This window comes from Actinomyces sp. B33 (genome assembly GCF_028437565.1).
Classification (GTDB): domain Bacteria; phylum Actinomycetota; class Actinomycetes; order Actinomycetales; family Actinomycetaceae; genus Pauljensenia.
This window is the reverse complement of the sequence record NZ_JAMRYR010000003.1, coordinates 320,710-341,147: the sequence shown is the minus strand read 5'-3', so window position 1 is coordinate 341,147 and position 20,438 is coordinate 320,710. Positions and strand designations below refer to the sequence as shown.

The 20,438-nt window shown below is 69.8% G+C and carries 15 protein-coding genes; 5 read left to right on the top strand and 10 right to left on the bottom strand.

From position 1 onward, the window contains the following. Nucleotides 1-55: 55 nt before the first annotated feature. The 6 genes from gap to uvrC form a co-directional block, all read right to left on the bottom strand. Nucleotides 56-1,063, bottom strand: a complete 1,008-nt coding sequence (gene gap / locus M3T53_RS06065) for a type I glyceraldehyde-3-phosphate dehydrogenase (RefSeq protein WP_272433577.1) — start codon at nt 1,061-1,063, stop codon at nt 56-58. Nucleotides 1,064-1,250: 187 nt separating this feature from the next. Further along, a complete protein-coding gene (gene whiA / locus M3T53_RS06060; protein WP_272433576.1) occupies nt 1,251-2,234 on the bottom strand; it encodes a DNA-binding protein WhiA in 984 nt (327 codons plus the stop codon). Between the two features lie 31 nt (nt 2,235-2,265). Then, on the bottom strand, nt 2,266-3,267 hold the full coding sequence (locus tag M3T53_RS06055; RefSeq protein WP_272433575.1) for a gluconeogenesis factor YvcK family protein: 1,002 nt from the start codon (nt 3,265-3,267) through the stop codon (nt 2,266-2,268). 2 nt (nt 3,268-3,269) lie between these two features. Continuing rightward, the gene (gene rapZ, locus M3T53_RS06050; RefSeq protein WP_272433574.1) at nt 3,270-4,220 is read right to left on the bottom strand and encodes an RNase adapter RapZ; all 951 of its coding nucleotides are present in this window, start codon (nt 4,218-4,220) and stop codon (nt 3,270-3,272) included. Further along, the gene (purT, locus tag M3T53_RS06045) at nt 4,213-5,469 is read right to left on the bottom strand and encodes a formate-dependent phosphoribosylglycinamide formyltransferase (RefSeq protein WP_272433573.1); all 1,257 of its coding nucleotides are present in this window, start codon (nt 5,467-5,469) and stop codon (nt 4,213-4,215) included. The genes rapZ and purT overlap by 8 nt, the downstream gene beginning before the upstream one ends. Then, a complete protein-coding gene (gene uvrC, locus M3T53_RS06040) occupies nt 5,466-7,511 on the bottom strand; it encodes an excinuclease ABC subunit UvrC (protein WP_272433572.1) in 2,046 nt (681 codons plus the stop codon). The genes purT and uvrC overlap by 4 nt, the downstream gene beginning before the upstream one ends. A 156-nt stretch (nt 7,512-7,667) precedes the next feature. Between uvrC and glnA the strand changes: the two genes are divergently transcribed. From glnA to M3T53_RS06020, 4 genes are all read left to right on the top strand, one after another. Beyond that, nucleotides 7,668-9,092: a type I glutamate--ammonia ligase gene (gene glnA / locus M3T53_RS06035; protein ID WP_272433571.1), complete on the top strand. Its 1,425-nt coding sequence runs from the start codon at nt 7,668-7,670 to the stop codon at nt 9,090-9,092. A 130-nt stretch (nt 9,093-9,222) separates the two neighbouring features. Then, nucleotides 9,223-11,058 (top strand): AMP-dependent synthetase/ligase, encoded by a 1,836-nt coding sequence (locus M3T53_RS06030; RefSeq protein ID WP_272433570.1) that lies wholly within the window; start codon nt 9,223-9,225, stop codon nt 11,056-11,058. A gap of 66 nt (nt 11,059-11,124) precedes the next feature. After that, nucleotides 11,125-13,041 (top strand): AMP-dependent synthetase/ligase, encoded by a 1,917-nt coding sequence (locus tag M3T53_RS06025; protein WP_272433569.1) that lies wholly within the window; start codon nt 11,125-11,127, stop codon nt 13,039-13,041. Continuing rightward, the gene (locus M3T53_RS06020; RefSeq protein ID WP_272433567.1) at nt 13,038-13,745 is read left to right on the top strand and encodes an SDR family oxidoreductase; all 708 of its coding nucleotides are present in this window, start codon (nt 13,038-13,040) and stop codon (nt 13,743-13,745) included. Before M3T53_RS06025 ends, M3T53_RS06020 begins: the two co-directional genes overlap by 4 nt. Before the next feature lie 100 nt (nt 13,746-13,845). On the opposite strand, the gene uvrA is transcribed toward M3T53_RS06020, so the two are convergent. Beyond that, the gene (gene uvrA / locus M3T53_RS06015; RefSeq protein ID WP_272433566.1) at nt 13,846-16,719 is read right to left on the bottom strand and encodes an excinuclease ABC subunit UvrA; all 2,874 of its coding nucleotides are present in this window, start codon (nt 16,717-16,719) and stop codon (nt 13,846-13,848) included. A gap of 59 nt (nt 16,720-16,778) precedes the next feature. On the opposite strand from uvrA, the gene M3T53_RS06010 reads away from it, so the two are divergent. Beyond that, nucleotides 16,779-17,057, top strand: coding sequence for a YciI family protein (locus tag M3T53_RS06010; protein ID WP_272433565.1), 279 nt, complete (start codon nt 16,779-16,781; stop codon nt 17,055-17,057). A gap of 19 nt (nt 17,058-17,076) precedes the next feature. On the opposite strand, the gene M3T53_RS06005 is transcribed toward M3T53_RS06010, so the two are convergent. From M3T53_RS06005 to M3T53_RS05995, 3 genes are read right to left on the bottom strand one after another with little or no spacing between them, the layout of a single operon-like run. Beyond that, a complete protein-coding gene (locus tag M3T53_RS06005; protein ID WP_272433564.1) occupies nt 17,077-18,177 on the bottom strand; it encodes a LacI family DNA-binding transcriptional regulator in 1,101 nt (366 codons plus the stop codon). Continuing rightward, the gene (locus M3T53_RS06000; RefSeq protein ID WP_272433563.1) at nt 18,177-19,619 is read right to left on the bottom strand and encodes a glycoside hydrolase family 13 protein; all 1,443 of its coding nucleotides are present in this window, start codon (nt 19,617-19,619) and stop codon (nt 18,177-18,179) included. Before M3T53_RS06000 ends, M3T53_RS06005 begins: the two co-directional genes overlap by 1 nt. Nucleotides 19,620-19,621: 2 nt before the next feature. Beyond that, nucleotides 19,622-20,434 carry a carbohydrate ABC transporter permease gene (locus M3T53_RS05995; protein ID WP_272433562.1) on the bottom strand — a complete coding sequence of 271 codons (813 nt, stop codon included), beginning with the start codon at nt 20,432-20,434 and terminating at the stop codon, nt 19,622-19,624. Nucleotides 20,435-20,438 lie beyond the last annotated feature (4 nt).

The window sequence follows — 20,438 nt, the reverse complement described above, 5'->3', positions numbered from 1 at the left end:
CGCATCGACATGCGCGGGCGTCCGCCGTGAGCCGATCACTGGATCAGTGACGGGTTCAGGCGAGCTTGGAGCCGACCAGGGCGGTCAGCTGGACGAGGCGGTTGGAGTAGCCCCACTCGTTGTCGTACCAGGACAGGACCTTGACGAGGTCGCCGATGACCTTGGTCTCGGAGGCGTCGAAGATCGAGGAGTGCGGATCGCCGACGATGTCGGTGGAGACGATCGGGTCCTCGGTGTACTCGAGGATGCCCTTGAGCTCGCCCTCGGCGGCGGCCTTGACGGCGGCGTTGATCGCCTCGACGGTGACCTCCTTCTCGGCCTGGAAGGTCAGGTCGGTCAGGGAGCCGGTCGGGGTGGGCACGCGGACGGCGAGGCCGTCGAACTTGCCCTTGAGCTCGGGCAGGACCAGGGCGACGGCCTGGGCGGCGCCGGTCTTGGTCGGGATCATGTTGAGGGCGGCGGCGCGGGCGCGACGCAGGTCCGAGTGAGGGGCGTCGAGGACGCGCTGGTCGCCCGTGTAGGAGTGGATCGTCGTCATGATGCCGCGGACGATGCCGAACTCGGCGTGGAGGACCTTGGCGAGGGGGGCCAGGCAGTTGGTCGTGCACGAGGCGTTGGAGACGATGTTCATCGTCTCGTTGTCGTAGTCGGCCTCGTTGACGCCCATGACGAAGGTGCCGTCGACGTTCTTCGCGGGGGCGGAGATGACGACCTTCTTGGCGCCGGCATCGATGTGGGCCTTGGCCTTCTCGCCGTCGGTGAAGAAGCCGGTGGACTCGACGACGACGTCGACGCCGAGGTCGCCCCAGGGCAGGTCGGCGGGGTTGCGCTCGGCCAGGGCGGTGATCTTCTTGCCGTTGACGATGATCGACTCGTCGTCGTACGAGACCTCGCCGCCGAAGCGGCCGAGGATCGAGTCGTACTTGAGGAGGTGGGCGAGCGTCTTGTTGTCGGTCAGGTCGTTGACCGCGACGATCTCGATGTCCGCGCCCTGCTCGAGGGCGGCGCGGAAGAAATTGCGGCCGATGCGGCCGAAGCCGTTGATGCCAACGCGGGTGGTCACTGTTGTCCTCCTGCTCGTGCCCGACGCGGGGCACGGATTCTCGATGCAACCGGCTCTTGCGGGGTGCAAGCCCGGCCCGCAGGTCTCTGCGGTTCCAGCCCTGCCAATCTACACCCGGGACGGCGTCGGCGGCACGGCCGGGGGGTCTCGAAGGACGTGGGGAGAATCTCCCCGGCCCCTCGGGACTTCAGTCCTCCTCGAGCATGTCGAGGGTCAGGGCCGCCTCGGTGTCGGGGATCCCCCGCTCGTGGGCGGCCTTGTCGGCCATCGCGAGGAGACGGCGGATGCGCCCGGCGACCGCGTCCTTGGTCAGCGGCGGGTTCGTGTGCTTGCCGAGCTCCTCGAGGGACGCCTGCTTGTGCTCCAGGCGCAGACGCCCGGCCTCGAGGAGGTGCTCGGGCACGTCGTCGCCGAGGATCTCGAAGGCGCGCTCGACCCTGGCGCCCGCGGCGACGGCCGCCCGGGCGGAGCGGCGCAGGTTCGCGTCGTCGAAGTTCGCCAGGCGGTTCGCCGACCCGCGGGCCTCGCGCCGTTCGCGGCGCTCCTGCCAGGCGCGGTGGGTCGCCTCGGCGCCCATCGCGGCGATGAGGACGCCGATGGCCTCCGAGTCCCGCACCGAGACCCGGTCCGCGCCGCGCACCTCCTTCGACCGGGCCGCGGCGCCGAGCTTGCGCGCGCACCCGACCATCGCGAGGGCCACCTCGGGGCCGGGACACGTGATCTCCAGGGACGAGGAGCGGCCGGGCTCCATGAGGGACCCCCGGGCGAGGAACGCCCCGCGCCAGATGGCCGCGGCCTCGGCGGCCCCCGAGGCGACGAGCGTCGCGGGCAGCCCGCGCACCGGGCGCCGGGCGGCGTCGACCAGCCCGGTCAGGCGCGCGAGCTCGTCGGCCTTGTGGACGACGCGCACGACGTAGCGCTTGCCGCGGCGCAGCGACCCCCCGGCGACGACGACGACCGAGGACTCGGCGTTGTACAGGGCGCGCAGGTAGGCGACGAGGCGGCGGGCGGCGACGGGCGAGTCGAGCTCGGCCTCGATGAGGATCCTGCCGGACACGAGGTGGAGTCCCCCGGCGAAGCGCAGGACGGTGGCGACCTCGGCGGCCATCTCGGACTGCGTCGTCACGACGGTGCGCGCGAGTTCGTCCTTCATATCCGATGTCAGTGACACGGGAGCTCCCTTGAGTCGAGTCGATGATCCGTCACAGCCAGGACTCCGCGCGCCCGACTTCCCCGAGGAACCCGTCGAAGGCGTCTCGCAGGGCCGCGGCCAGGCGGAGGGGGTCGTGGTGGGGGGCGCCGTCCCCGGTGCGGACCTGGCGCTGGACGACGCGGGCGCCGAGCTCCTCGGCGGCGAGGATCAGGTCGTCGATGTCGTCGGTGGCGGTGGGGTCGGCGATGACGACGTCGAGCTTGAGGTCGGGGGCGTGCTCGCGCAGGACCCGGATGTGGTCCGCGGTCGTCATCCGGTCGGTCTCCCCGCGCTGGGGCGACAGGTTGAGGATCAGGGCCCTGTGGGCGTTCGTCGTCACGAGCGCCCGGTGGATGTCGGGGACGAGCAGGTGGGGGATCACCGAGGTGTACCACGAGCCCGGGCCGAGGACGACCCAGTCGGCCCCGTCGATCGCGGTCGTCACGGCGTCGGGGACGCGGGGACGCTCCGGGTGGATCCGCACGTGGGTGACGCGGCCCGGGGCGACGGCGACCCTCGATTGGCCCGACACGGTGTAGCGCCGGCCCTCGTCCTCCAGATCGGCCTCGATGTCGATCGGGTCGACCGCCATCGGCAGGACCCTCCCCTGGGCGCCGAGGAGCCTGCCGACCCAGTCGAGGCCGGCGACCGGGTCGTCGAGGAGCTGCCACAGGCCGGTGATGAGAAGGTTGCCCAGGGCGTGCCCGTCGAGCGGGCCCGTGGTTCTCAGGCGCAGTTGCATGACGTCGCGCCAGGTCAGTCCCCATTCGGTGTCCTCGCACAGACTGGCCAGCGCCATCCGCAGGTCCCCGGGGGGCAGGACGTCCATCTCCTGGCGCAGGCGCCCGGACGACCCCCCGTCGTCGGCGACCGTGACGACCCCGGTGAGGTCCCGGGTGATGTGGCGCAGGGCCCGCAGGGTCGCCGATAGGCCGTGGCCGCCGCCGAGGGCGACGACGGATTGCCCAGATTCGCCGCGCTGGGTCCAGCCGGCGGCGTCGAGATACGTCATGGTCACTCCCTCCCCATGTCGCGGTGGACGACGCGCGTGAGGTACCCGTGCTCGCGCAGGCGCGAGGCGATGAGCTCGGTGCAGGCCACCGAGCGGTGCTTGCCTCCGGTGCATCCGACCGCGATCGTCGCGAAGGGCTTGAGCTCGGTGAGGTAGCCGTGCAGCATCGACGCGAGCAGGTCCGCGTAGTCGAGGGCGAACTGGCGGGCGCCGGGCTGGTCGAGGACGTAGGCGGCGACCGGCTCGTCGCGCCCGGTCAGGTGGCGCAGCTCGGTGACCCAGTACGGGTTCTTGAGGAAGCGGACGTCGAGGACGTGGTCGGCGTCCAGCGGCAGCCCGTACTTGAAACCGAAGGACTCGACGGTCAGGTGCAGGGGGCGGTCGCCCTCGCCCGCGACGACGTCGCGGATGTGGCGCGTCAGGTCGTGGACGCTCATCTTCGACGTGTCGATGACCTCGTCGGCGGTCCTGCGCAGAGCCTCGGTCATCCGCTCCTCGGCGAGGATCCCGTCCATCAGCGTGCCCGCGCCCTGAAGGGGGTGGGGCCTGCGGTTCGCCTCGTAGCGGCGGATGATCGTCTCCCGGTCGGCGTCCAGGAAGATCACGCGGTGCGAGGCTCCCGCGGACTTGAGCTGCTCGAGGGCGGCCGACAGGTCGGCGAAGAAGGCGCGGGATCGGACGTCGACGACGACGGCGAGGCGGTGGACGCCCCCGCCCTCCGGCGACATCATCCCGACGAGGGCCGGGAGCATCGACGGGGGGAGGTTGTCGACGACGTACCAGTCGAGGTCCTCGAGGGCGCGCGCCGCATTCGTCCGTCCGGCCCCCGAGCGCCCGGTGATGATGAGGATCTCGTTGACCGGGGGCGGGATCCGGGGCGTTCGGGCGTCGAGGAGCGGGATCCCCTCGGGGACGGTCTGCGGCCCCGGCTCGCTCATCGCAGTGTCAGTCATGGTCCAAGGATGCCACGGCGGGGGCCGCGGCATCGCCGCGCGGGTCCTCGATCACGCGGATGAGGGAGGCGGCTCCTCGGGCCGTGCGCCGCGCCGCCTGGGCGTCCTCGCCGTCGGCGAGGCACACGGCGAGGCGGCGGCCCGTCCGGGTGACGGGTTTGTTGAAGATCCTCACATCCGCTCCGGAGGCCATGGCCTCCCCCACGCCCTCGTAGACGGCGCGCTCGACGGGGCGCGGGGCCTTGACGACCGCGGAGGCCCCGGGGCGCGAGAGCGAGGTGTCGACGGGCAGCCCGAGGATCGCCCGCGCATGGAGGTCGAACTCGCTGAGCCGCTGCGTCGCCAGGGTGACCATGCCGGTGTCGTGGGGGCGCGGCGACAGCTCGGAGAACCACGCGTCGTCGCCCGCGACGAAGAACTCGACGCCGAAGAGCCCCAGGGCGCTCCCCCCTCCCCCGTCGGCCAGGGCGTCGGTGACGGCCCGGGCCATCCGCCGGCACGCGTCGAGGGCCGCCGGGCTGACGTCGGCCGGCTGCCACGACTCGACGTAGTCGCCGTCCTTCTGCCGGTGGCCGATGGGCTCGCAGAAGGACGTGCGGATCCGCCGGGTCTCCTCGTCCCACGAGCGGACCGTCAGCAGGGTGATCTCGCAGTCGAAGTCGACGCCCTCCTCGACGATGACTCGGCCGGTGTCGGCGCGGGCCCCGCGGACGGCCCGCTCCCAGGCGCGCTCGGCCTCGTCGGCGGAGTCGATGCGCGTCTGCCCGTGCCCCGACGACGACATCGTCGGCTTGACGAACGCGGGCAGGCCGGTGACCTCCAGGGCGGCGCGGATCTCGTCGGCGCCGGAGGCGAATCGGAAGGCCGAGGTGCGCACGGCGTCGAGGGGGGCCGCCAGGGAGCGGATCAGCTGGCGGTCCATCGTCGCCCGGACGGCGAAGGCGTTGGGGACGACCCGCAGGCCCTCCTCCTCGGCCCGGGCCAGCCGGTCGGTGGCGATCGCCTCAACCTCGGGGACGACGAGGTCGGCGCGGCACTCCTCCAGGAGCGCGTCGAGGGCCCTGGGGTCGGTCATGTCGAGGACTCGCTGCTCGTCGGCGACCTGCATGGCGGGGGCGCCCGGGTAGGAGTCGGCGGCGACGACGTGGCAGCCGAGGCGCTGGAGGGAGATCGTCAGCTCCTTGCCGAGCTCCCCGGAGCCGAGGAGGAGGACGCGGGCGGGAAGGGGGACTCGGGGCGAAGCGCTCATGCGGGGGCCTCCTCGGGGTTCGGCGGGTCGGACGGGTCGCGGTGGAGCGACTGGTGGATCTGGGCGGCCAGGACGGGTCCGATGCCGGGGGTCTGGGCGATGGCGTCGGCGTCGGCCTCGCGCAGGCGCTTAACGGATCCGAATCGTTTGAGGAGCGCGGCCTGCCGGGAGGGGCCCAGTCCGGGAACGGAGTCGAGGGCGGATCTGGTCTGGGCGCGGCCCCGGCGCGTCCGGTGCTTGGTGATGGCGAAGCGGTGGGACTCGTCGCGCAGGTATTGGAGGAGGTAGAGGGCGGCGGAGGTTCGCGGCAGGATCAGCGGGAATTCCTCCGCGGGGATCCATACCTCTTCGAGCCTTTTGGCCAGGCCGACGACGGGGACGTCGACGCCGATGTCGTCGAGGGCGGCGCGGGCGGCGTTGACCTGCGGCAGTCCGCCGTCGACGACGACGAGGTCGGGCCGGTAGGAGAAGCGCCGGGGCCTGCCGGTGGAGGCGTCGACGGGGCCGGAGTCGTAGGCGACCCCGTCCTCGTCCTCGCCGTCGAGGCCCGCCTCCTCGGCGAGGAGCCGGGAGAAGCGCCGGCACAGGACCTCGGTCATGGCGCTCGTGTCGTCGGGAGTCCCCGCCCCGTCGACTCCCCGGATGTTGAAGGAGCGGTAGGCGTCCTTGCGCGGGGCTCCGTCCTCGAAGACGACCATCGAGGCGACTTGGAGGGCCCCGCCGGTGTGGGAGACGTCGTAGCACTCGATGCGCAGCGGCGGGGCGGGCAGGTCGAGTTCCTCGGCGAGCTGCTCGAGCGCCTTCGAGCGCTCGGTGAGGTCCCCGGCCCGCCTGGTCTGGTGGAGGGCGAGGGCCTGGCGGGCGTTCTCGGCGACGGTCCCGAGGAGGGCGGCCTTGGCCCCGCGCCGGGGGACGCGGATCCGGGTGGCCGCTCCGCGCAGCCCGGTGAGCCAGCGGGCGATGGTCGGCGCGTCCTCGGGCTCGACGGAGACGAGGATCTCGCGGGGGATCGCCGAGGTTGGGGTGTGGGCGACGTCGTCGACTGATGCGGCGGGGGCGCGCTCGTCGTCCCGGGGGCGTCCGCGCCGGGGGTGGGGGTGCGGCGGCATCTGGGAGTAGACCTGCTCGAGGAGGCGCGCCATGAGCTCCGGCTCCCCGGCGTCGTCGACCCGGTCGACGACCCAGCCGCGGGTTCCTCGCACGCGGCCGCCGCGGACGTGGAAGACGTGGACGGCGGCATCGAGGTCGCCGGCGACGAGGGCGAACACGTCGGCGTCGGTCCCGTCGTCGAGGACGACGGCGTTGCGCTCGAGGACGGTGCGCAGGGCGGCGATGTCGTCGCGGTAGCGGGCGGCTGCCTCGAAGTCGAGGGAGGCGGAGGCGCCGCGCATCTTCTCCTCGAGCTCGCGGATGAAGGGGCCCGCGCGCCCCTCCATGAAGTCGCACAACCCCTCGGCGAGGGCCCGGTGGCCGGCCTCGTCGATCCTGTCGGCGCAAGGGGCCGAGCACCGGTCGATGTAGCCGAGGAGGCAGGGGCGCCCCTGGGCGCGGGCCCGTTGGAACACGCCGGGGGCGCAGGTGCGCACGGGGAAGACCCGCAGGAGCTGCTCGATGGTCTCGCGGATCGCCCACACCTGGGTGTAGGGCCCGTAGTAACGGGTGCCGGGGCGCTTGGCCTGACGGGTGACGTGGGCGCGGGGGTAGCGCTCGCCCATGGTGACGGCGAGGTAGGGGTAGGACTTGTCGTCCTTGAACATCACGTTGAAACGGGGGTCGAATTCCTTGATCCACGTGAATTCGAGGGCGAGGGCCTCCACCTCGGTGTTGACGACGGTCCATTGGACGCGCGCGGCCGACTGGAGCATCTGCTGGGTCCGGGGGTGCAGGTTCGCCGGGTCCTGGAAGTAGCTGGTCAGGCGGTTGCGCAGGTTCTTCGCCTTGCCCACGTAGACGACGCGGCCCTGGGGGTCGGAGAACCTGTAGACGCCCGGGGACGTCGGGATCTCCCCGGTGCGCGGTCGGTAGGTCGCCGGATCAGCCACCGCCCCAGCCTAGCGGGTCATGGGGGCCGTCGACTCGACGGGTGTCAGACCCGTCTGCGACCAGGCGATCAGGTCCTATACTTCTTTTGGTCACCGGTTGAAGAAGATTTGACCGTGGGGACTGGCCGTCGACAGTCATCTCCCGGAAGGGCGCTCATGTTCACCTCCACCGAAGAAGCCGCCGCCTTCATCGCCGAGCGGGGGGTCGAGTTCGTCGACGTCCGTTTCTGCGACGTCCCCGGCGTCCAGCAGCACTTCACGATCCCCGCCGCCGAGTTCTGCTCGAGCGCCCTCGACGACGGGCTGATGTTCGACGGGTCCTCGATCCGGGGGTTCACCGCGATCCACGAATCCGACATGAAGCTCGTCCCCGACGTCTCCTCGGCCTTCGTCGACCCGTTCCGCACGGCCCCGACCCTCGTCGTCAACTTCTCGATCGTCGACCCCTTCACCGACGAGCCCTTCTCCCGCGACCCCCGCCAGGTGGCGGCCAAGGCCGAGGCCTACCTGCGATCGACGGGCATCGCCGACGAGTGCTCGATCGGCGCCGAGGCGGAGTTCTACCTCTTCGACGACGTCCGCTACGAGGTGTCGCCCCAGCGCACCTTCTTCTCGGTCGACTCCCCCGAGGCGTACTGGAACACCGGTCGGCGCGAGGAGGGCGGCAACCTCGGGTACAAGGTCCCCCTCAAGGGCGGGTACTTCCCGGTCGCCCCCAACGACATCTACTGCGACGTCCGCGACGAGATGTGCCGCAGGCTCTCCCAGGTCGGCCTGACCGTCGAGCGCGCCCATCACGAGGTCGGCGCCGGCGGCCAGCAGGAGATCAACTACCGCTTCGCGACCCTGCAGCGGGCGGCCGACGACATGATGAAGTTCAAGTACGTCATCAAGAACACGGCGACCGAGTTTGGCCATTCGGCGACCTTCATGCCCAAGCCGCTCTTCGGCGACAACGGCTCGGGTATGCACACCCACATCTCCCTGTGGAAGGACGGGGAGCCCCTGTTCTACGACGAGCGCGGCTACGGCTCCCTGTCGGACACGGCCCGCTGGTTCATCGGGGGCCTCCTCGACCACGCGCCGGCGCTCCTGGCCTTCACCAATCCATCGGTCAACTCCTTCCGCCGTCTGGTCCCCGGCTTCGAGGCGCCGATCAACCTCGTCTACTCGGCCCGCAACCGCTCCGCCTGCATCCGCATCCCCGTGACGGGCACCTCCCCCAAGGCCAAGCGCGTCGAATACCGTGTCCCCGACCCGTCGGCGAACCCCTACCTCGCGTTCTCGGCCTGCTTGATGGCCGGCATCGACGGGATCCGCCGGCGGATCGAGCCCGCCGCCCCCATCGACAAGGACCTGTACGAGCTGCCGCCGGCGGAGTACCACGACATCGCCAAGCTCCCCTCGTCCCTGGAGGCGGCCCTCGGGGCCCTGCGCGACGACCACGACTTCCTCACCGAAGGCGACGTCTTCACCCCCGATCTCATCGAGACCTGGCTCGACTATAAGGAGACGACCGAAGTCGCGCCCATGCGGATGTACCCCCACCCCTACGAGTACCAGCTGTACTACGACCTGTGATGTGAACGGCGACCGCTCGGGCGATCCCCGCCTGAGCGGGATCGCCGACGCGCGCGCGGTTCTCTGCGCGATCCGCCGCTCCGCCCCATATCCTTTCAAGAGTTGAAGATCATACGGCGATGGGAGACCCATGAAGCGCCTGCGCGACGGCTCGTACACGGTCAAGCCGAAATACCGGATCGACGACTCCGACACCATCCCCTCGATGCTCATGGCGCGCGCCGCCGCGCACCCCGACCAGATCGCCGTCGAGCAGCGCACCGGCATCGGGGCCTCGCGCGGCATCACCGCCGCCGAGCTCCTCTCCCAGGTCGAAGACGCCGCCCGCGGGCTCATCGGCCTGGGCGTCGAACCCGGGGACGCCGTCGCGATCCTCGCCCCTACCAGCTACGAATGGCTTCTCCTCGACCTCGCGATCCTCAGCGTCGGGGGCGTCACCGTGCCCATCTACGAATCCGACTCCGCCTCCCAGATCTCCCACATCCTCGCCGACGCCCGCGTCGTCCGCGTCTTCACCGCCACCGCGTCCCAGGCCGACCTCGTCGAATCCGTCGCCACCGCGGCGGTGCGCGCCGTCGACGCGCTCGACCGCGGCGCCCTCGACCTCCTCTCCCGCGCCGCCCGCCCCATCCCGGCCCGCGACCTGGAGACCCGCCGGTCGGCGATCCGCGCCGACGACATCGCCACCATCATCTACACCTCCGGCACCACTGGAATCCCCAAGGGCGTCGTCCTCACCCACCGCAACTTCGTCGGCACCATCCAGGGCGCCCGACAAGTCCTCGGCGAGGTCATCGACTCCCCCGACACCCGCCTCCTCCTCTTCCTGCCCGTCGCCCACGTCCTCGCCCGCCTCGTCATGCACGTCATCCTGTCGGGCCGGGGGGTGCTCGGGTTCTCCCCCGACATCTCCTCGCTCCTGCCCGACATCCAGGCCTTCCAGCCCTCGGCCCTGCTCGTCGTCCCCCGCGTCCTCGAGAAGGTCTACACGGCGGCCTCCGCCAAGGCCGGGGGCGGCCTCAAGGGCAAGCTCTTCTCCTGGTCCGCCAAGCAGGCCCGACGCTACGCGAGCGCCCGGGACACCAGGCTCGGTCCCGGCCCCCTCCAGCGCGCCCGCCACGGCCTGGCCGACGCTCTCGTCCTCGCCAAGGTTCGCCAGGTCCTCGGGCCCAACATCAAGTACATCGTCTCCGGCGGCGCCCCCCTGGCCCCCGACCTCGCCCTCTTCTACGCCGGCGCCGGCCTGACCCTCCTCCAGGGCTACGGCCTGTCCGAGACCACCGGTCCCATCGCCGTCCAGACCATCGAGCACCGGCCCGTCGGTACCGTCGGCACACCCCTGCCGGGGAATTCGATCAAGATCGCCCCCGACGGGGAGATCCTCGTGCGCGGCGTGTCCGTCATGACCGGCTACTACCACCTGCCCGACCAGACGCGCGAAGCCATGCCGGACGGATGGCTGCGCACCGGCGACCTCGGCACCATCGACCGCAGGGGGCAGTTGCGGATCACGGGCCGCAAGAAGGAGCTCATCGTCACCGCGGGCGGCAAGAACGTCTCCCCCGGGATCCTCGAAGAGGCCCTCGCCACCCACCCGCTCATCGCCACCATCGTCGTCGTCGGCGATGCCCGCCCCTACATCGGCGCCCTCATCGTCCTCGATCGCGATGCCCTGCCCGACTGGCTGCGCCGCCACGGGCTGCCCATCGTCGATGCCCCCCGCGCCGCCGATCTGCCAGAGGTCCGCCACTCCCTCGATCGCGCGATCGCCCGGGCCAACAAGCAGGTCTCGCGAGCCGAGTCCATCCGCCGCTACCGGATCATCGACGCTTCCTTCACCGTCGAGAACGGATTCGTCACGCCCTCGATGAAGCTGCGTCGCTCCGCGGTGCTCTCCGCCTACGCCCACGAGGTCGACGCCCTCTACGCCGAGGACCCGAAAGGCCGCGGAGCCCGTCGGAGCTGACGGCGAACCCTAGTAGTCTCGACGAGGCGGCCACGACGGGCCGCGCACGAGGAAAGGCACGACACCATGGTGGTACGCAGACTCGCCGACGGATCCTGGGAGTCCCCCGCGACCCAGCACGCCGCCGAGGGCATGAACATCCCCCGGATGCTCCAGCGGCGCGCCCAGGCCCACCCCGGTCAGGTCGCCATCGAGAGGCGCGACTCCGTGGGCACCTGGCGCCCCGTCACCATCGAGCAGTTCCGCGACCACGTGATGTCCACCGCGCGCGGCCTCATCGGCCTGGGCATTGAAGCCGGGGACCACGTCGCGATCCTCGCCCCCACCTCCTACGAGTGGGCGCTCTTCGACTACGCCGCCCTGTCCTGCGGCGCGATCACCGTGCCCATCTACGAGACCGACTCGGCCACTCAGATCGAGCACATCCTCGCCGACGCGGACATCCGCCTCGTCATCACCGCGACCTCCCAGCAGGCCGACCTCGTCGAATCCGTCCGCACCCCCGGCGTGCGCATGGTCCTGTCCCTCGACCGCGGCGCCGAACGGGTCGTCGCGTCGGCGGCCCTGGCCGTCGACGCCTCCCTCGTCGACGAGCGCACCGACGCCGTTCGCCTCCACGACGAGGCGACAATCATCTACACCTCCGGCACCACCGGAGTGCCCAAGGGCGTCGTCCTCACCCACGCGAACTTCATCGAGACCTTCCTCCAGGCCTACGACTTCCTCCCCGTCCTCATCAACGACCCGAAGTCGCGCTCGCTCCTCTTCCTGCCCGTCGCCCACGTCCTCGCCCGATTCGTCATGTACGCGCTCCTGTCGGGCCAGGGCGTCGTCGCCTTCGCCCCCGACACGAGCAACCTCGTCGCCGACATCGCCACCTTCAAGCCGACGATGCTCCTCGTCGTCCCCCGCGTCCTCGAAAAGGTCTACAACGCGGCGTCGGCGAAGGCCGGCGGCGGGTTCAAGGGGCGGATGTTCTCGTGGGCCGCCAACCAGGCCCGGCAGGTCTCCCGCGCCACCGCCTACGCGGACTCCCCCGCCCCCGAGGGGCACCTCGACCTGCCCCTGCCCGACACGACGCCCGTCCCCGACATCACCGCGACCCCCTCGCCCGGGCCCAGCCTGGCGCTCAAAGTCCGCGCGCGCGTCGCCGACGCCCTCGTCCTCAACAAGGTCAAGGCGATCCTCGGGCCCAACCTCCACACGATCATCTCCGGCGGAGCCCCCCTGGCCGCCGACCTCGCGAACTTCTACCGGGGCCTGGGCGTCACCCTCCTCCAGGGCTACGGCCTGTCCGAGACGACCGGCCCCATCGCCGTCGAGACCCCCGAGGACTACCCGCCGGACTCGGTCGGCTTCCCCTGGCCCGGCAACCGGATGAAGCTCGCCGAGGACTCCGAGCTCCTCGTCCGCGGCGTCTCGGTGACCACCGGCTACCACAACCTCCCCGAGGCCACCGCCGAGTCCTTCGTCGACGGATGGTTCCGCACCGGCGACCTGGCGAGCATCGACGACACCGGGCACCTGCGGATCACGGGCCGCAAGAAGGAGCTCATCGTCACCGCGGGCGGCAAGAACGTCTCCCCCGAGGTCCTTGAGGACGCGCTCGCCACCCACCCGCTCATCGCCAACGTCATCGTCGTCGGCGACGCCCGCCCCTACATCGGGGCGCTGATCTCCCTCGATACGGACATGCTCCCCGACTGGCTGCGCTCTCACGGGCTGCCCATCGTCGACGCCGCGCGCGCCGCCGATCTGCCCGAGGTCCGCCACTCCCTCGAGAGGGCCATCGGCCGGGCCAACCAGCGGGTCTCGCGAGCCGAGTCCATCCGCCGCTACCGGATCATCAACGCGGCCTTCACCGTCGAGAACGGCTATCTCACGCCCTCGCTCAAACTCCGGCGCCGCGCCGTCCTGCGCGACTACGCGGCCGAGGTCGACGCCCTCTACGCCGACGGCGCCCAGTCCGGGACGCGCGGATGAGCGCCGCGCTCCCCGTCGCCCTCGTCACCGGCGCCACGCGCGGCCTGGGCTCGGCGATCGCCGATGCTCTGGCCGTCGACCACCACGTCCTCGTCGGCGGACGCGATCCCCGTGCGGTCGAGCGGCGCGTCGCCGAACTGCCGTCCGCCTCGCCCTTCGTCGCCGATCTCGCCGACCCCGGCTCCCTCGACCGGGCGCTCGCCGACGCCTCAGGGAGACTCGGCGCGCTGCGCGTCCTCGTCAACAACGCGGGCATCGCCAGGCGGCTGCCCATCGAGCGGACGACGCGCGACGACTGGGAGGAGATCCTCACGACCAACGTCGTCGCGGTCGCCGACCTGACGACCCGGCTCCTGCCCCATCTACGGGCCAACCGCGGCACCGTCGTCCTCATCAATTCGGGCGCCGGCGTGCGCATCTACCCCGAGGACGCGGCTTACACGGTGTCGAAGTGGGCGCTCAAGGCGTTCGGCGACTGCCTGCGCGAATCCGAGCGCGGGGCGCTGCGCGTCGTCTCGGTCCACCCGGGGCGCATCGACACCGATATGCAGCGCGACCTCGTCGCCGCCTCCGGGCTCCCGTACGACCCCGCGCAGCACATGTCCGCCGCCGACGTCGCCCGCTCGATCCGTTTGGCCCTCGACATGCCCTCGACGACGAACGTCGACGAGGTCCACATGAGGACGAGCGAGCAGAGGGGCTGACGGTCCCTCCTCCGCCTCCCGGGAACGCCGGGCCCGCCGGCTCCTCCTGGTCGTCGACGGGTGGCCGCAGGGGCCCGTGCTACTCGGCCGATGCCGCCCTTCAGGCCACCCCCGCCGCCTGCTCGGCTCGGGCCGCGTCCTTGGCGAGGACGTCCTTGAGGAACCGGCCGGTGAAGGACTCCTCCACCTCGGCCAACTGCTCGGGAGTCCCCTGGGCGACGACGGTGCCGCCGCCCGACCCCCCTTCGGGCCCCATATCGATGACCCAGTCGGCGCTCTTGACGACGTCGAGGTTGTGCTCGATGACGATCACCGTGTTCCCCTTGTCCGCCAGCGACTGGAGGACGAGGAGGAGCTTGCGGATGTCCTCCGAGTGCAGGCCCGTCGTCGGCTCGTCGAGGACGTAGACCGTACGCCCCGACGAGCGGCGCTGAAGCTCGGAGGCGAGCTTGACCCGCTGGGCCTCGCCGCCCGACAGGGTCGTCGCGCTCTGCCCGAGGCGCACGTAGCCGAGCCCGACCTCGACGAGGGTGTTGAGGTGGCGGGCGATCCGCGAGATCGGCGCGAAGAACTCGGCGGCCTCGGCGATCGGCATGTGGAGGACGTCGGCGACGGTCTTGCCCTTGTAGAGGACCTCGAGGGTCTCGCGGTTGTACCGGGCCCCGTGGCAGACCTCGCAGGGGACGTAGACGTCGGGCAGGAAGTTCATCTCGATCTTCAACGTGCCGTCGCCCTTGCAGGACTCGCAGCGCCCGCCCTTGACGTTGAAGGAGAAGCGCCCCGGCCCGTAACCGCGGACCTTCGCCTCCTGGGTGTCGGCGAAGAGCTTGCGGATCTGATCCCACACGCCCGTGTACGTCGCGGGGTTGGACCGGGGGGTGCGGCCGATGGGCGACTGGTCGACGTGGACGACCTTCTCCAGGTCGGCGGTGCCCGTGATCGAGCGGTGCCGTCCGGGCACGAGGCGCGCGCCGTTGAGGCGCGAGGCGAGGGAGCGGTAGAGGATCTGGTTGACGAGGGTCGACTTGCCGGATCCGGAGACGCCGGTGACGGCGACGAAGCACCCGAGGGGGAACTCGACGGTGACGTCCTTGAGGTTGTGCTCGCGGGCGCCCTTGACGGTGATGACCCGGTCGGGGTCGACGCTCCGGCGCGTCGCGGGCACGCGGATCGTCCGCCTGCCGGACAGGTACTGGCCGGTCAGGGACTTCGGGTTGGCGCGCAGCTCGTCGAGGGTCCCCGAGTGGACGATCCACCCACCGGCCTCGCCGGCGCCCGGGCCGATGTCGACGATCCAGTCGGCGGCCTCCATCGTCTCCTCGTCGTGCTCGACGACGATGAGGGTGTTGCCCAGGTCTCGCAACCGCTGGAGGGTCGAGATGAGCTTGCGGTTGTCGCGCTGGTGGAGTCCGATGCTCGGCTCGTCGAGGACGTAGAGGACGCCGACGAGTCCCGAGCCGATCTGGGTGGCCAGGCGGATGCGCTGGGCCTCGCCCCCCGACAGGGTTCCCGCGCCCCGCGACAGCGTGAGGTAGGACAGGCCGACATCGACGAGGAAGTCGAGGCGCGCGCGGATCTCGGTGAGGATGGGCGCGGCGATCGACGCGGAGCGGACGTCGAGGTCGAGGTCGACGAGGTGGTCGCGGGCGTCGGTGATCGACAGGTCGGACAGTTCGGCGATCGACAGGGACCCGATGGTGACGGCGAGGACCTCGGGGCGCAGGCGCGCCCCGAGGCACGTGGGGCATGGGACCTCTCGCATGTAGCCGTCCATGCGCTCGACGACGGTCTGCGACTCGGTCTCCTCCTTCTTGCGCTGGATGTAGGTGACGACTCCTTCGAAGCCCGTGGTGTACGAGCGCTCGCGCCCCCAGCGGTTGCGGAATTTGACTTGGACCTCGTAGTCCTTGCCGAAGAGGATCGCGTCGCGCGCCTCGTCGGGCAGGTCCTTCCACGGGGTGTCGACGGTGAATCCGAGTTCTTTCCCGAGGGAGGCGAGGAGCCGCTTGTGGTACTTGAAGTTCGAGTTCCACGGGATGACCGCCCCCTCGGCGAGGGTGAGCTCCTCGTCGGGAACGACGAGGTCCGGGTCGACCTCCAGGCGCGAGCCGAGCCCCGAGCAGTCGGGGCAGGCCCCGTAGGGGGCGTTGAAGGAGAAGGTGCGCGGCTCGATCTCCTCCAGGGCGAGGACGTGGTCGTTCGGGCACGCCCGCTTCTCCGAGTAGCGGCGGCGCCTCTCGGGATCGTCCTCGTCGAGGTCGACGCAGTCGATGACGACGAGGCCGTCGGACAGGCGCAGGGCGGTCTCGACGGAGTCCGTCAGGCGTTGGCGCATCCCCTCCCGGACGACGAGGCGGTCGACGACGACCTCGATGGTGTGGCGCAGCTTCTTCTCCAGGACGGGCGCGGAGTCGAGGCGGACCGCCTGTCCGTCGATGATCGCGCGCGTGTAGCCGGAGGTCTTGAGCTCGTCGATGAGGTCCTGGTACTCGCCCTTGCGGCCCCTGACGACGGGCGAGAGCACTTGGAACTTCGTGCCCTCGTCCATGGCGCGGACCCGGTCGACGATCTGCTGGGCGGTCTGGGCCTGGATCCGGGCGCCGCATTCGGGGCAGTGGGCGGTGCCGGCGCGGGCGTACAGGAGGCGCAGGTAGTCGTGGATCTCGGTGATCGTGCCGACGGTCGAGCGGGGGTTGCGCGATGTGGACTTCTGATCGATGGACACGGCGGGCGACAGCCCTTCGATGAAGTCGACGTCGGGCTTGTCCATCTGGCCGAGGAACTGACGGGCGTAGGAGGACAGGGATTCGACGTACCGGCGCTGCCCCTCGGCGAAGATCGTGTCGAACGCCAGGGAGGACTTGCCGGACCCGGATAGGCCGGTGAAGACGATCATCGCGTCGCGCGGCAGATCGAGGTCGACGTCCTTGAGGTTGTGCTCCCGGGCCCCGTTGATGATCAGATGTTCGTGCACCTTCCCGATCCTACCCGTCGGGGCTTTCCTCAGCCCGGGCGAGGCTCTACCGTGGGGGCATGGCATATTTCGCACTCGAGTACGTGTACGACACCGATCAGTCCGAGCTCATGGATCGGCTGCGCCCCGACCATCGGGCGTTCCTCGCTTCGTGCAGGGATCGGGGACTGGTCGTCGCTTCCGGGCCCCTCGTCGGGGCCGGCCGCGCGCTCATCGTCGTCCAGGCGGATAGTGTCGAGGATGTCTTCTCGGTCCTCGACGAGGACCCGTTCTACACGGCGGGCGTGATCCTCGATCGCCCGATCCGCCAGTGGGATCCGGTGATCCGCTCGTTCTGACCGCTGCTCCCCCGCCCTCTCACGGCCGCGGCCCGCCCTCCTCCGGGCCGGCCGCTGATCGGCGGGAGCGACCGGTGGAGTCTCGAACGATGAGAACGCCGGGGACTTCGTGGTGCTCAGACTCCTCGAAGGACGATTCGCCGCGCTGTGCGAGGATCGCCTCGACGAGGCGGTCGGCGGCGATTCTGCCCTTGCTCCGGATGGATTGGCGCACGGTGGTCAGAGCAGGGCGCGCCCATTCGGACTCGGGGATGTCGTCGAAACCGGTGACGGAGACCTGGTCGGGAATCGCGATTCCCATGCTGGTGAACGCTCCGATGGCGCCAAGGGCGAGGATGTCTGAGAAGCAGACGACAGCGGTGGGATGGGGGCCTCTACTCGTCCATCGGCGGACGATCTCACGATGGGCGGCTGATTTCGTCAAGGGGATCTCAGCGATCTCGAGCCGGACATTGTCGATAAGACCACGGGCCTCGATAGCGGCGATGACCCCCTGGTACCGCCGCCTCAGGGAGCCGTGCCAGGCGTCGACCCCGCGGTCGTGACCCGATTCGAAGGCGAGAAGCAAGAGCCGACGATGACCGAGGGCGAGAAGGTGCTCGACGACTTCGCCCATTGCCCTTTCCTCGTCGAGGCCGACTGTGGGGATGCCGGGTTGGGGGTCTCCGTCGATGACGATGAATGGGGTGTGCTGGCGGCGAATGGCCTTGATCTCGGAGCGGTCCGATTCGAGCCCGACGACGAGGAATCCGTCAACGGTCGATACGGGGACGGCTTTCGCCATGGAGCCTTTAAGCGGCGGGATGAGGAGGAGGAACAGTCCCTCGCGCGTGCACGTTTGCCCGATGCCGGACACAAGTTCGGAATAGTAGGGGTTGGAGAAGACTGCTCCGATGGATTGCGGGAGGAGAAGGCCGAGATTGTGGGTCGTTCCGGTGCGCAGCGTACGGGCGGCGGGGTCGCGCACGTAACCCAGCTCTTCGGCAGCTTCTTGAATGACCTTGACGGTTTCATCGGAGAGACGCGCCGGGTTGTTGTACGCGAATGAGACGGCCGAGACGGACACTCCCGCCCGTCGAGCGACATCCTTCATCGTCGCCCGGTTTCGCGCGCGGGCCATCAGGACCCCTCCATGACGAGGACCGAGAGTCCGGGGACGACGACCCATTCGCCCTCGATACTCAGGGCCTCATTCGTGCTCAGGCGTCCATCGTTCACACTCACCAGTATGCGTCCATCGACGGGAATCGCGGTACGCGGAATCGCGGTGTGGGATGGGGAGCGGTTGATCACCGTGGTCGACGAGCAGGCGGCGGCGCCGATCGTGCGGGTAGTGCGCAGGATGAGGACATCGCCGGCGGCGAAGGGCGTGTCCAGACTGCCCCGGCCATAAGCTGGGCAGTCGCGTCGAGCGGCTGCCAATGCGGTGACGATGTCGAGTAGTTGACGATTCCAGGTGCTCTCATCCCACGGCATGCAGGCCCGGCAGCCGGGGTCGTCCTCGCCGGTGACGCCGATCTCGTCCCCGTAATAGATCATGGGGGCCCCGGGATAGGCGAAGAGAATGGCGAGGGCCTGGGCTTGGGCGGCCGTGTTCTCCGAATGCACGGTGCGCACGCGGTCAGTGTCGTGGCTGCCGAGAAGATTCATCATCGCGGGCGCAGCAGACGGGGGGATGGAACGTTGAAGGGCGAGTGCGGCATCGGCAGTGGCGGCGCCGTCCGCTATCCGGCGCGCTGTGAAGTCGAGGGCGAGATCGCGCAGACCGTAGTTCATCGTGCCGTCGAAGGTGTCTCCGTGCAGCCAGTGGGTGGGAGTCTTCCATTCCTCGCCGATGAGGCAGGCCTGGGGGAAGCGCTCTTTGACGGTCGTGCGGAACAGGCGCCAGAAGTTCTTATTGATGAACCAGGGCACGTCCAGGCGCCATCCGTCGGCTCCTCGTTCCAACCAGTGCACGGCGACGCGCAGATGATGATCGCGTACGTCGGGATTGTGGGTGTTCCATTTGGGCATGTAGACGCATCCCGAGCAGGTCTTGAAATTGGGCTCGGGGACCGTGCGCACGGGGAAGTCGTCGACCATGTACCAGTTGACGTAGGGAGAAGAGGCTTCATGGGCGATGACGTCCTGGAAGTACGGGTGGTCCGAGCCACAGTGGTTGAAGACCCCGTCGAGGACTACTCGCATGCCGCGCGCGTGACAGGCGTTGATGAGGGCATCGAAGGCGGCGTCGCCGCCGAGGAGCGGGTCGATGGAGAAGTAGTCGATGCCGTCGTAGCGATGATTGGTGGTGGCCGTGAAGACGGGGGTGAGGTAGAGCGTATTGGCGCCTATGGAGGCAATATGATCCAACCCCTCGATGATGCCCCACAGGTCTCCGCCGCAGAAGTTGTCGCGGGTAGGTACGGCTCCCCAGGGTTGAACCTCATCGGGGTCGATCGTGCGGTCGCCGTTGCGGAATCTCTCGGGAAAGATCTGGTAGAAAACGGCATCGGTCAGCCATTGCGGCACCAGCGGTGAGAGACGAGCGCGGGATGCGGGGGTAGCGGTATGCATCGACATGGTTACTCCTTGACTCCGCCGGCGGTCAGGCCGCGGATGAGAGATCGTTGAAAGATGAGGAACATGAGAACGGTGGGCGCGGTCGCGGTGAGAGTACCGGCCATGAGCAAGTGCCAGGAGGTGCCATACCTGCCCTGGAAGACAGATAATCCGACTTGGATGGTGCGCATGCCGTCATCGTTGGTGACGAGTAGGGGCCAGAGAAAGTCGTTCCAGGCGAAGAGCATCGAGAAGACGGCCAGGGTGGCCAGTGCCGGGCGCGCGAGCGGGAGGACGATGCGGACGAAGACCCCGAAGCGCGTGCACCCGTCGATGCGCGCCGCATCTTCAAGCTCTCGCGGGATGGTGGCGATGTATTGACGCAGCAAGACGATTCCGAACACATCGGCCAGGCGCGGCACGATGAGCGCGGCGTAGGAGTCGATCCAATCCAGGACGGTGATGAGGGCGAACGCCGGGATGATCGTGACGAAAGTGGGCACCATCATCGTGGCCAGTAGCACGAAGAACAGCGTTTTCTTGCCAGGGAAGTCCAGTCGGGCAAAAGCGTAGGCAGCCATCGCGTCCAAGAGCAGATGTCCGGCGACGATGGCGACGGTCATGATGATCGAGTTGATGTAGTAACGGGTGAAGGGGGCGGCCTGCCACGCCTGGGCGTAATTCTCCCAGTGCCAGGATGTCGGCAGAATCGTCGTGAAGACCTCGCTTCGGCTCTTCACACTCGTGAGGAGCATCCAGGCGAAGGGGGCCAGCACGGTGAGAGAGCCGGCGCTGAGCAGCAGGTGGCGCGGCCATGCGCGGTGATGTGCGTTCATGGTT

Excerpts from the sequence above, each read along its gene's own strand:
- M3T53_RS06030 (WP_272433570.1), top strand. The coding sequence starts at position 9,223 with ATGAAGCGCCTGCGCGACGGCTCGTACACGGTCAAGCCGAAATACCGG.
- M3T53_RS06055 (WP_272433575.1), bottom strand. The coding sequence starts at position 3,267 with ATGACGTATCTCGACGCCGCCGGCTGGACCCAGCGCGGCGAATCTGGG.
- M3T53_RS06005 (WP_272433564.1), bottom strand. The coding sequence starts at position 18,177 with ATGGCCCGCGCGCGAAACCGGGCGACGATGAAGGATGTCGCTCGACGG.
- glnA (WP_272433571.1), top strand. The coding sequence starts at position 7,668 with ATGTTCACCTCCACCGAAGAAGCCGCCGCCTTCATCGCCGAGCGGGGG.
- M3T53_RS06000 (WP_272433563.1), bottom strand. The coding sequence starts at position 19,619 with ATGTCGATGCATACCGCTACCCCCGCATCCCGCGCTCGTCTCTCACCG.
- M3T53_RS06020 (WP_272433567.1), top strand. The coding sequence starts at position 13,038 with ATGAGCGCCGCGCTCCCCGTCGCCCTCGTCACCGGCGCCACGCGCGGC.
- M3T53_RS05995 (WP_272433562.1), bottom strand. The coding sequence starts at position 20,434 with ATGAACGCACATCACCGCGCATGGCCGCGCCACCTGCTGCTCAGCGCC.
- M3T53_RS06025 (WP_272433569.1), top strand. The coding sequence starts at position 11,125 with ATGGTGGTACGCAGACTCGCCGACGGATCCTGGGAGTCCCCCGCGACC.
- rapZ (WP_272433574.1), bottom strand. The coding sequence starts at position 4,220 with ATGACTGACACTGCGATGAGCGAGCCGGGGCCGCAGACCGTCCCCGAG.
- purT (WP_272433573.1), bottom strand. The coding sequence starts at position 5,469 with ATGAGCGCTTCGCCCCGAGTCCCCCTTCCCGCCCGCGTCCTCCTCCTC.
- M3T53_RS06010 (WP_272433565.1), top strand. The coding sequence starts at position 16,779 with ATGGCATATTTCGCACTCGAGTACGTGTACGACACCGATCAGTCCGAG.